The organism is Lactobacillus sp. M0396, from assembly GCF_016101625.1.
In the GTDB taxonomy this organism is placed as follows: Bacteria; Bacillota; Bacilli; order Lactobacillales; family Lactobacillaceae; genus Lactobacillus; species Lactobacillus huangpiensis.
In genome coordinates this window covers 109342-121193 of sequence record NZ_JACFQE010000001.1, presented here as the reverse complement: position 1 = coordinate 121193, position 11852 = coordinate 109342, and the positions used below count along the sequence as shown (strand labels likewise).

Genomic DNA, 11852 nt, shown 5'->3' with positions numbered 1-11852 from the left:
AGTATGAGGATATTTATGAAAAAGCAAATGGATCAAATAACAAAATGGGCTGTAGAGTTACAGAGTATTGCTCAAAACGGTATAGAATATGGTTATGATCGTTTTGATCGGGAGCGCTACGAACAAGTAAGAAAGATTGCTACCGAAATGATGGCAGCAAAAACTGGACTATCAATAAATGTTGTTAAAGGCTTGTTCAGTAGTGATGATGGGTACCAGACACCTAAAGTTTCTACTCGAGCTGCAATTTTTAGTAAACAAAAAATCTTACTGGTTAAAGAGACTACAGATAATTTATGGTCAATGCCTGGTGGTTGGTGTGAACCTAATATAACTGTTAAAGAAAATTGTATAAAAGAAGCCGAAGAGGAATCTGGGCATAAAATTGAAGTTGAACAAATTATTGCAGTGAATAACCATTCAACTAATATTTATGGTAAAAAGCGAATTAAAAGAGCTATTAATGTTTGTAATGTCATCTTTTTATGTAAAGACTTGGGTGGGAAATTTTCAAAAAATACCGAGACTGATAAATGTTCATTTTTTGAACTCGATAATTTACCACCTTTGTCATTGCCACGAAATTCTTTAGCAGAAATAAAAATGTGTTTTGAAGCGAATCAAAATCCTAACTGGCAAACAAAATTTGAATAAAAAACAGGCTCTGCATCAAGCCTGTTTGTGATCACTGTTCTTTTTATCTGCTTTTGAGATCTCATTTAAAGCAGCACGTTGCTTTTTTTGATCAACATGAGTATATAAATCGGTTGCTGAAGTTCCTTTTTGGCCCAGTTGCTGAGCCACCAACACTTGGTCTTTGGTTACACCATATAGTTCAGAAGCCACTGTGTGACGTAATTTATGAGGAGTGAGGGGGTGCCCAAAAGCAGCTGAATATTTATTGACCATTTTCTCGATAGCGCTAGTAGTGATCCGACGTGTTTTATTATGCCAGCGAGTCAGGAAAAATGCTGAATCGCTTTTGACTGCCAAATAACGTTGCTTTCTTATTTTCTTATACTCTCTGATGTAAACCAACGTCCATTCAGCAATTGGCACGCTGTCTCGTTGGCCACCTTTGCGGGTTACGTCCAATGTGGCCTTTTTAAAATTAATGTCTGGCAAATCAATTCCTGCACATTCAGAAACTCTTATTCCAGTTCCTAAAATTAAAGCAATAATTGCCATATCGCGTTCTTTATTTGCTTTAAATCCTGGTAAAGCATGTTTATTGCATTTAAATTCATAATTATTTTCAATAAAATCCAAAAACTGGTATTTTAATTTTCCTGTGTACATGTGCGATTCAAGAACATGGGCTCGATAGTTTAAAGTTTCCGTATTATTAAGAGAATCAATTTTGAGCATAACATTGCGTTCAAAGTACGGTTTGCCATTTATATTATCAGCAGTAATGGTTAAAAACTTAAAAAGGGATCTCAAGGCATTAATAGACCGATTTATTGTTGTAGGCGAATTCAAGTTGCCTTGCTTATTCTTAGTATGACCTAAATAATTAATGTAAAGCATAATGTCATTGCGTTGCAGGTGAGCTAAAGTTTGAGTTTCAATACTTTTGTTATTTTCAGCTTTTGAAATGCCTTCATGACGGAGCCAGTCAAAAAATCTTCTGATTTCTGTTAGATACTGATAGGATGTAGCTAAAGAGTGACTTGTGCCAAAATTGTATTCTTTAACAAAATCAGGCATTTTATTTAATTCTTCATCAATTAGATCTAAATATTTCTTTGTTTCCACGTAATAAATTTCTCCTAGCTTCAAATATTAAGTTATATAATTCATTATAAAACAAAACTAGAATGTATGTTTGTGTCGTGTATACTTATTATGGAATAGAGGAGAGGGAAAGGCGAAAATTACATTTAATGAAACAAAATACTGCTTTGGTATTTTAAAGATAAATCTTTTAAAAGTTTGAATTGAAATTTCGCCTTTAATTGAAATTAATCTAAAAAATCATATTCAGCTTTGCTAAAAAACATTCAACGAATACAAAATAACTAAACTTGTTTATTGTTTTAATATCTTTCATTAAAATTATAGTTTTAATGAAAGCAACTATAAAATTCTTTAATAGTTAGCACGTTTAGAAGTTGAAAAAAATTATGTGAGCAGACTTTTTATACTTAAAATTGAGATTTTAACCATTATTACTCAACTGTTATCAAAGCAATTCTTAATTAACTTAATTAAAATATATCAACGCAATTTTATAGACTTTCAATATTAATTAACAAAACACTTTTATTAATAAAAATTCAAGTCATTTCTGATGAGACTCAGAGGCAACTCGATGACCAATTGATAAATTATGCATTCATTTTGATTTTAACGAGCTCTGAATTGACCTGTGACAATCTCAAAGTAAAATTATTTTGTTTAAGTCAAATGCAGTCTCAATCTCATAAGCTCTCTTTCAATTTTTTTGTTTTACTTTACATAATATATATTATACGAAGCAAAATCAATGAAAGAAGTATTTCTGACATTCTGATACTACTCTATTTTCATCAAAGTATATCTCTAATTAGATTATATTAGTAATATTGGTAAAACTAATTTTTATTTAGATTGTCATAAATTTGCTTTTGAACTAAAAATTGTATCTTACATTAGGTAAAATAATACTTATTGTTTGTGAAATTTGTAAATTAAATAATTACTAAACCATTTTCTTCATATTATTTGATTTATTTAAACTTTTTACGTTATAAGTGTAAAAATATAAATAAAAGCGTTTTCTATAATAGATAAATATATAAAAACAATTGGATTTTGATTTTTCACTTAAGCGCTTTTCTCCTTGCCCCTCTAGCAAGCGAATCCATACTTTGATATAATATTTGCCACTCTTTCCTTTTTCACTTTAAGTTTAATTAATTGGTGCTTTTTTATTTTATTTTTCCAAAAAATAGCTTACAATACTATGTGGGGTATAGTTTAAAACATTTAGTTTGAGTATAATTTTGCCAAAAGCAAGTGTTTTATTCATTATTATTTTTGTTTTATTGTTTATTTCTATAATTAATCTGTTATTATAGAATATGGAATTATTTTTTGAAAGGGTTGAATTTATTCCATGAGTATAAATTTAGGAAAAGAAATATGCCGTAGGCGGCGCGAACAAAAGTTGACCCAGGAGGATCTCGCTGAACTAAGTGACTTATCGGTTAACTTTATTTCTCGTTTGGAAAGAACAAAAAATCAAAACATTAGTATTCAAAAGCTCGATTCAATTGCCAGAGCTTTAAATACCACTACACCAGATATTATCATGAATGCTTACCGCTTTAAGGAAGTTAAAGTAGAAAATCATCAAGATAATACTCCTGTATTTATTAAGAAGGTTCTTAATGAACTTAGAAAAATGTCACCTGACAAAGCTGAAAGAGTATGTAAATCATTCATTATTTTGGCCAAGGAAATTAACAAAGATTAAAAAAAGCACGAAATAGTTAAATCTATTTCGTGCTTTTTAAATTACTTAAATGCTTCAGTTAACGGTGGAACAACCTGTTTTTTCCTTGAAACAACACCAGGTAAGCTGATTTCTGAATCTTTAACTTCCCCAAATGCCTTTTCAAACGAAGCCAAAGCTTCGTTTGAACCTATAACTAATGCAGTTGAGTCTGAATCGAGTACATTAGTTATAAGCAGCATAAACAAATCATAGCCCTCTGAATTTGCTGAATCTTTCATAGTTTTCAGGAAGGCTTCTTTGCGTTCTAATGCTTCTGGCAAGTCAACCACATTAATTTGAGCTACCCGTACATTCTTGCCATTTAATTCAAATGATTTGGCATCTAAATCGATTAGTTCTTCTTCTGATTTACTTGCTATATTAGTTCCAGCTTTTAATTCATCCAAGCCATATTTTTCGTAATCTACGCCAGCAATTTCGGCAAGTTCTTTAACGGCTTTTTTATCTCTATCAGTAGTTGTTGGTGATTTTAGCAATAATGTGTCAGAAATAATGGCAGAAAGCATAATACCAGCAATATTCTTAGGAATTTCAACTTTAAAATGCTTATAGAGACCAAACATAATTGTACTAGTACAACCTACCGGTTCAGCAAGATAAAATAAAGGCATACTGGTGTTGAAATTCATAATTCTGTGGTGATCAACAACATGAGTTACAGTAACCTGATCAATGTCTGATACACTTTGCTGTGGTTCATTATGATCAACAAGCATTACTTCTTTAACTTCATTTGCTGCTGTTTTGATCACTCTTGGCGCTTCAAAACCAAACTTCTTTAATGCAAAAGCTGTTTCATCATTAGGTTCGCCTAAAGCAACCGCCTCTGTGTTGTAACCCAGCTTATTCTGCAAATATGAATAAGCTATCGCTGTACCAATTGCATCTGTGTCAGGATTTTGGTGACCAAAGACCAATTCTTTTTCCATTAGATTTCCTCTTTTTCTTTTTAAAATTTTACTTATATAATTAGTTTACCTAATAAAGGCTATTCTTGACAGAACAAATTATAAATTTTTGTCTTACTTCAAAAGAACTTACAAGATTATGTGGCAACATCAGTCTTCCAAAAACTTTTTAAATTCTTTCAAAAAGTTTTGTATACGTGGGACTTCTTTTTTACCCTTTCGATAAATAAGTGAAATTGTGAACTTTTTAATGCCTTTTAAAAATACAGGTACCAAATTAATTTCACTTTGATTTAGGCGGTAATAAGAGTCACTTACAATTGTATCATAGCCAGTGTCCTGCGCTGTCTCAACCATCTCCTTGGTAGAAGTAAAAGTTAAAGGAACGTTCAGACCATTTCTTGCATTCACCTTACTGCCGAGCTTGCCTTTAAGTATCTGAGTTAAATAAAAGCTATCTGGATAAAGAACCCATTTTTTTCCTAAAAACTTAGAAACTGGATAGGACTTCCCTGCTTCAACATTTCTATCGTGAGTTAAGATAGTTAATTTGTCTTGAGTAACTTTCATTAATTCGTATTGATTTTGTAAATTCGTCTGACTCTTTTTAGTAGTTTCGGGAAGATAAAGCATTGCTAAATCAACCAAATTATTATCAAGATTATACCAAAGATCTTTACGATTGAAATAAGAAACACTGATAGTTATATTGGGATAGTTTTTATTAAATTCAACCAAAAATTTTCTAAGAAGATCAGAATTGACGCTTTCTAAAACACCAATTGCGATATTGCCTTTGTCAGCCTGAGTAAACTCTTGTATATCGCTAACAACAGAGTTAATAGTCCCGAGTAGCTTAATTGCCCCCGTTTGCAACTGCTTACCAGCTTCAGTCAAATAAAGCTTTTTCCCCATTTGTCCAAACAAAGGTGTTCCGATTGCATGTTCAATTTTCTTTATCTGCTGAGTTAAAGCCGGTTGAGTAATACCAAGGATTTGAGCAGCTTGAGTGTAGTTCATGGTATCAATTAATTGCAAAAAATAATGTAGGGATTTGGTTGAGAGTATTGTATCTGTTTTAGGCATAAGATTATTCCTTCTATCTTAATAATAATATGGCTCTATTTATATGCTATTATCAATCAAAAACCCTTTTGTGTCAAAGTAATATTTAAATCTTTTGAAGCCATTCCATAAATTATTAATATCATTAAATAAATAAAAATTTATTCTGCTCTTAAAGGCCTTCCCAATTTTATATTAACTGGATGACCGTCACTTGTCGTATCTAATACAAAAGAACCATTAGAATATCTGTCACCCAAAGGATAATCGCAAGTCGAAATCTTTACATGCCGGCTGCTTGTTGTTGTTATCAGCAGGGTATGGTCTTGGCCATACGAAGTAACAGCAGCAACACGGTGCGGCTTAGTTTTAAGTTCCCTTAAAACTAATACTCCTCGTTTGGCACGGGATACTTTATTGACTAGCCCAGCCCTAAACTGCTTAAAAGCTCCTCTTTGTGTAATAATACCTATGCGAATTAAATTAAGATAATCAGGATTTATGACTATATACGAAACTACATAGTCTTCATCCTTTAAATTCACAGATTTGACTCCAAATGATTTGGCACCAGATGCAGGAATTTCAGTCAAATCATAGCGGACAGCATAAGCTTTATGCGTAAATAAAATAATCTCTTTATTACTTTCAGGTTTTACTAAATCAACACGAACAACCTTACTGTCTGTTTTTTTCATTTTCATTGCAGTAATTGCGCGTGAACGGTAAGTTCTAGTAGGCTGGAGATTACATAGTTCCAATTGTTTTATATAACCATCATTAGTTGCAATTAAAAAGTTTAGTTTTTGGTTTAATTGTTCAAAATCAAAGACGCGAATGATGTTCTCATTCTCGCTTAAGCCAATTTCCTGAGACAAATGCTGACCGGTTTCTTTCCACTTCGTTTCGACTAATTCATTTACTGGTCTAAAAATGACATTACCACGGTCAGTGAATAAATATAAATTAGTTAACGTTGACAGAGTCTTTTCGAATACAACGTCATCCCCACTCGGCAAACCATTATCCTCATCATCACTAGATTGCCAGGAACGAATAGATGACCTCTTTAAGTACCCATCACGACTGATTAAAACACGTACTTGTTCATCCGCTACCAGTGCTTTTTCATCAATTTGAATCTTAGCGGTTTCGGAAGAAATCTCAGTACGTCGAGGATTACCAAATTCCTTTTTGACGGTCGTTAGTTCCTTAATTATTTCTTTATCTAAGATTTTTTTATTAGACAAAAGTTCTTTAAAACGAGCTATTTTTTCATTTAGTTCGCTTTGCTCTTTAACCAAAGCATCAACATCAGTGTTAGTTAACCTATACAGCTGTAAAGACACAATTGCTTCTGCTTGCCGGGCAGTAAACTTGAACTTATCTGATATATTTTTCTTTGCCTCTGCTTTATTTTTAGATGCTCGAATTACCTTAATTACCTTGTCTAAAATATCCATGGCATGAATCAAACCCTGAATAATTTCAAGACGCTCTTCTGCTTTATTTAAATCAAATTTGGTTCTCTTGATTACTACATCTTTTTCATGTTCTAAGTACGAAGACAATATATGCTTTAAACCAACTTGCATGGGAGTCATATGATCAATGGCAACCATATTAAAGTTATAGGAAACTTGCAATTCAGTATTCTTGAATAAATAATTCAGAATATTTTGTGCATCAGCACCCTTTTTTAACTCTACTACGATTGATAAACCATGACGGTCAGTTTCATCACGCACTTCCGCTATACCATCAATCTCCCTGTTAAGACGAATTTCATCCATCTTTTTAACTAACAAAGCTTTATTAACAGCAAAAGGAATCTCAGTAATGACAATTTCTTCGCGATGCCCTCTAATTTCCTGAATTGAACTTTTTGCTCTTACCTGAATGCGTCCACGTCCAGTTTCATAAGCTTCCCGTAATCCTTTTTGTCCTAAAACAATGGCACCTGTAGGAAAATCAGGACCTTTAACAAAATGCATTAAATCATCAAGACTTGCATCAGGATTCTTTAACAAATAAATAGTAGCATCAATTACTTCTGCCAAGTTATGCGGTGGAATCTCGGTAGCGTAACCAGCCGAAATACCTGTAGAGCCATTAACTAGTAAATTAGGAAACCGAACAGGTAAAACCGTTGGCTCATACTCAGTATCATCAAAGTTCAAGACCATGTTGACAGTATCTTTATCAATATCTTGTAACAACATATTGGAAATCTTGCTTAAACGTGATTCGGTATAACGCATTGCAGCGGGACCATCGCCATCCATTGAACCATTGTTACCGTGCATTTCAATCAGAGGTTCTCGCATTTTCCAGTCTTGAGAAAGGTGAACTAGGGCACCGTAAATGGAACTGTCACCATGGGGATGAAAATTACCCATGATATTACCCACTGCTTTAGCCGCCTTTTTGAATGGCTTGTCATATGTATTATTATCTTGAAACATAGCGTAAAGAATTCTTCTTTGCACTGGTTTTAAACCATCACGAATATCTGGCAAGGCACGCTCTTGGATAATATACTTAGAATATCTGCCAAATCGCTCACCCATGACTTGCTCAAGGGGCATTTCACGAATTCGTTCTTTTGTAGCCATTAATTAAAAACCTCTTTATTCATTTTCTTTTTCTAGGATTGAAACATTATCCCCTAGTCTGAACTTAACGTTTTCTTCAATCCACTTTCGCCTTGCATCTGCTTTGTCACCCATTAGTGTAGTCACACGGCGTTCAGCCAAGGCAGCATCATCAATTTTTACCCGAATAAGCAGCCTTGTTTCTGGATCCATTGTTGTTCTCCACAACTGTTCAGCATTCATCTCTCCCAGACCTTTAAATCGTTGTAAAGCATAACCACGGCCCATTTTCTTTTCATCGGCAGCAAGTTCTTCATCAGTCCAGGAGTACTTTACCTGAGCCTTTTTGCCGCGACCTTTTTGCAAGCGATAAAGAGGAGGTAAAGCAATATAGACTTTGCCGTGCTCAATCATTGGTCTCATATACCGGTAAAAAAAGGTTAACAATAAAATCTGAATATGGGCACCATCATCATCGGCATCCGTCATAATGATTACTTTATCGTAATTTGAATCTTCTACATTAAATTCAGTACCAACACCAGCACCAATAGTGTAAATCATGGTGTTAATTTCTTCATTTTTAAATATATCCTGCAATCTTGCTTTTTGAGTATTTAAAACTTTTCCACGTAAAGGCAATATTGCCTGGAACTTACGATCTCGTCCCTGCTTTGCGGAACCGCCGGCAGAATCCCCCTCAACTAGAAAAAGTTCATTCTTTTTTGGATTACGTGATTGCGCCGGTGTTAGTTTACCAGACAGGACTTCTTTTTTATGGCGTTTTTTGCCATTTCTACTCTCGTTACGAGCCTTTTTCGCAGCTTCACGAGCATCTCTTGCTCTTTGTGCTTTTTTCACCAGCTCTTGTGCCAGTTCACCTTTTTCCATCAGGTAATAAGACATTTTTTCATAAACAATTGCATCAACAACTGATCTAGCTTGAGGAGTTCCCAGTTTGCCCTTGGTCTGCCCTTCAAACTCTAATAGCTCTTCTGGAATTTTAACTGATAAAACAGCGCTTAAACCTTCACGGTAATCTGACCCATCAATATTTTTGTCTTTCTTACCTAACAATCCTTGTTTTTTGGCATAATCATTAAAAGCACGAGTAAAGCCACTTCGTGCACCTACTTCATGACTCCCACCATCTGATGTACGCACATTATTTACAAAAGAAACCAGATTTTCGGAATAACTGTCACTATATTGACCACTAAATTCAACTTCAATTTCGTCCTGTTTACCGGAAAAATAAAAAATATCGCTTAAAGTATCTTTACCTTCATTCAGATAGGATACAAAAGCCTTTATTCCTTCATCATATTTAAAATCATCATGATGTTGGGGATCACGCTCATCTACTAAGACAAAGCGCACACCTTTAAGCAAAAAAGCCGACTCACGTATGCGTTCCTGAATAGTTTCATATTTATATTTAATAGTCGAAAAAATTTTTTCATCTGGTTTAAAAGTAATGGTGGTACCTGTAGATTCCTTTGTTTTACCTAAGCGCTTCAATGTGCCAACGGGATGACCGCCATCTTTAAATTCTTCTTCATATTCAATTCCATCCCGTATAACTTTAACATCCATATAACTGGAAAGAGCATTAACGACAGAGGAACCTACTCCATGAAGTCCGCCGGAAGTTTTATAATTTTGCTCGGTAAATTTACCACCAGCATGCAAGACAGTCAGGATAACTTCAATTGTAGGCTTGCCAGATTTATGCATGCCTGTAGGCATTCCACGACCAAAATCACGTACCGTCACACTGTTATCTTTATGAATCGTTACGTCAATTTCTTTACCAAATCCGGCCATTGCCTCATCTACTGAGTTATCTACAATTTCATAGACTAGCTGATTAAGACCATGAACATCAGTTGATCCAATATACATACCCGGCCTTTTCCGTACAGCTTCCAGGCCATGAAGAATCTGAATTGATGAGTCATCATAGGAATTTGTTTTTTTACTTGTTTTAGTCAAATAGACTCCTCCAGTTAAAAATCATTTATTATTTTAATCCTCATACTTTGTAAACTCTGATAAAATAGCATTAGACTTTAAGAGAGCAGGATATACATGATAAATTTAAATTTAATTCTGATATTTATTCTAGCATATTTAATAGGTTCGTTTCCTACTGGCGTGATCGTCGGCAAGGTGTTTTTTGCAGAAGATATTAGAAATTATGGCTCTGGCAATATCGGAACCACTAACTCTTTTCGCGTTTTTGGACCACTGGCAGGTAGTCTGGTTTTGATTGTTGATGTCCTCAAGGGAACGTTAGCCACAAATTTGCCTAGAATCTTTCATATCAATGCCCCTAAATATTTTTTGTTAATTTCAGGGGGATTAGCCATCCTGGGACACACATGTTCCATCTTTCTAAAATTTAAAGGTGGTAAAGCTGTAGCAACCAGTGCGGGTCTTTTCTTGGGCTATAACCTAAAATTCTTTGGCGTCTGTGCTCTCATTTTCTTACCATTGGTTTTTATCACGTCTTATGTTAGTCTGTCCAGTTTAATTGCAGTTGTCTTAATATTTATTGTAACTTTCTTCTTTCACGATATTTATCTTGAAATTATCGTGGGCTGCATCATGATTATCTTATTTATTCGTCACAGAAGCAATATTAAACGATTATTGCACCATCAAGAGAATATCATTCCCTTTGGTTTATGGTACTGGTATAAGAAAAGACATCATAAATTATGATTGTATATCAAATAAGTATGGCTAGCGAGTTTAGCTAGCTATTTTATTATAGACATAAGAACATTAGTTCGCAAGAAGGTTTTTGCTTGAGTAAATAGGGAACTGTAAAAAAAGAAAGCCTTGAGGCTTTCTTTTCAACCTAAATAATTTATTTTTATACTCATTCATCTTGATCATGAAAAGCCATACTAAAACCAGCTGTAAAAGTGCCACCAGCTTCAAGGTGATTCATGCCGTATTTTTCTTCTAATTTTTGATTAGTGTCACTGCGGTCAGCTATGCCCCACCAGGGTTCAATACAGACATAGTCTGCAGACTTAGGATATTGGGACCACACACCTACAAAAGGAGCATCCCTTAACCAAACATTTACATGAAAATTATTGGCATCTGTTCTTAAAGATACACGGTTGTCGTGTCCACGCATTTGAAAAATCAAAGCATCATCTTTAAACAAATGATCACTCAGTGTAATCAAACTATTGGTCGAGGCTAGCGACCGATTAGGCCAGTCTAAAAATGCTCCTTTAAGAGGAATACGAACTCGGGCACGAGAAGGCTTAGTACTGAAGTAAAAATCTTCCTTAGACAAAGTCTTACTTGTGGGAATGTTAAAGCCGGGATGTCCACCAATGCCAAAAATCATTTCACCATCTGACTTATTAATGACAGAAAAATTCTCTTCCAGCAGATTATTAAGTAAGTTATAGTTCACACGCAATTCAAATTTGAATGGATAAACTTCCCTGGTTTCTGCAGAATCCGTCAGTAAAAAAGTGATGCTTTCCTCTGTATGTCGTTCAACTTTAAACTCTAAATCACGCGCAAAACCATGTTGGGTCAAATGGTATGTTTTGCCCTGATAAGTATATTCATCATCTTTAAGTTTCCCAACAATAGGAAAAAGTACAGGAGCATGTCTATTCCAAACTTCAGGATCAGCCTGCCAAATATATTCATACCCGCTATGTAAACTTTTCACACTTTGAACTTCAGCACCTTTACTCGCAATTTTGACCTGTAAGATGCTATTTTTGATAGTGTAATCCATGCATA

At 34.3% G+C, this 11852-nt stretch carries 9 protein-coding genes; 3 read left to right on the top strand and 6 right to left on the bottom strand.

Translation table 11 applies throughout. From position 1 onward, the window contains the following. Positions 1-15 precede the first annotated feature (15 nt). Positions 16-654, top strand: a complete 639-nt coding sequence (locus tag H3T43_RS00570) for an NUDIX hydrolase N-terminal domain-containing protein (RefSeq protein ID WP_232350220.1) — start codon at positions 16-18, stop codon at positions 652-654. A gap of 15 nt (positions 655-669) precedes the next feature. Here the strand turns inward: H3T43_RS00570 and xerS are convergent, their stop codons facing one another. After that, positions 670-1758, bottom strand: coding sequence for a tyrosine recombinase XerS (gene xerS / locus H3T43_RS00565; protein ID WP_198211797.1), 1089 nt, complete (start codon positions 1756-1758; stop codon positions 670-672). Positions 1759-3100: 1342 nt separating this feature from the next. Between xerS and H3T43_RS00560 the strand changes: the two genes are divergently transcribed. Then, entirely contained in the window at positions 3101-3460 is a 360-nt protein-coding gene (locus H3T43_RS00560) for a helix-turn-helix domain-containing protein (protein ID WP_034979176.1), read from the top strand. A gap of 41 nt (positions 3461-3501) precedes the next feature. Here the strand turns inward: H3T43_RS00560 and H3T43_RS00555 are convergent, their stop codons facing one another. From H3T43_RS00555 to parE, 4 genes are all read right to left on the bottom strand, one after another. Then, positions 3502-4431, bottom strand: coding sequence for a manganese-dependent inorganic pyrophosphatase (locus tag H3T43_RS00555; protein WP_198211796.1), 930 nt, complete (start codon positions 4429-4431; stop codon positions 3502-3504). Between the two features lie 129 nt (positions 4432-4560). Beyond that, on the bottom strand, positions 4561-5496 hold the full coding sequence (locus H3T43_RS00550) for a LysR family transcriptional regulator (RefSeq protein ID WP_198211795.1): 936 nt from the start codon (positions 5494-5496) through the stop codon (positions 4561-4563). 140 nt (positions 5497-5636) lie between these two features. Further along, positions 5637-8090, bottom strand: coding sequence for a DNA topoisomerase IV subunit A (parC, locus tag H3T43_RS00545; protein WP_198211794.1), 2454 nt, complete (start codon positions 8088-8090; stop codon positions 5637-5639). 15 nt (positions 8091-8105) lie between these two features. Beyond that, positions 8106-10064, bottom strand: coding sequence for a DNA topoisomerase IV subunit B (gene parE, locus H3T43_RS00540; RefSeq protein ID WP_198211793.1), 1959 nt, complete (start codon positions 10062-10064; stop codon positions 8106-8108). A gap of 96 nt (positions 10065-10160) precedes the next feature. Here parE and plsY point away from each other — a divergent pair, with 96 nt between their 5' ends. Continuing rightward, positions 10161-10796 (top strand): glycerol-3-phosphate 1-O-acyltransferase PlsY, encoded by a 636-nt coding sequence (plsY, locus tag H3T43_RS00535; RefSeq protein ID WP_034979190.1) that lies wholly within the window; start codon positions 10161-10163, stop codon positions 10794-10796. Between the two features lie 160 nt (positions 10797-10956). On the opposite strand, the gene H3T43_RS00530 is transcribed toward plsY, so the two are convergent. Then, entirely contained in the window at positions 10957-11847 is an 891-nt protein-coding gene (locus tag H3T43_RS00530) for an aldose 1-epimerase family protein (RefSeq protein WP_198211792.1), read from the bottom strand. Between the last annotated feature and the right edge of the window lie 5 nt (positions 11848-11852).

Coding starts and splice junctions, on each gene's coding strand:
- parC (WP_198211794.1), bottom strand. CDS start 8,090: ATGGCTACAAAAGAACGAATTCGTGAAATGCCCCTTGAGCAAGTCATG.
- H3T43_RS00570 (WP_232350220.1), top strand. CDS start 16: ATGAAAAAGCAAATGGATCAAATAACAAAATGGGCTGTAGAGTTACAG.
- plsY (WP_034979190.1), top strand. CDS start 10,161: ATGATAAATTTAAATTTAATTCTGATATTTATTCTAGCATATTTAATA.
- H3T43_RS00555 (WP_198211796.1), bottom strand. CDS start 4,431: ATGGAAAAAGAATTGGTCTTTGGTCACCAAAATCCTGACACAGATGCA.
- H3T43_RS00530 (WP_198211792.1), bottom strand. CDS start 11,847: ATGGATTACACTATCAAAAATAGCATCTTACAGGTCAAAATTGCGAGT.
- H3T43_RS00550 (WP_198211795.1), bottom strand. CDS start 5,496: ATGCCTAAAACAGATACAATACTCTCAACCAAATCCCTACATTATTTT.
- H3T43_RS00560 (WP_034979176.1), top strand. CDS start 3,101: ATGAGTATAAATTTAGGAAAAGAAATATGCCGTAGGCGGCGCGAACAA.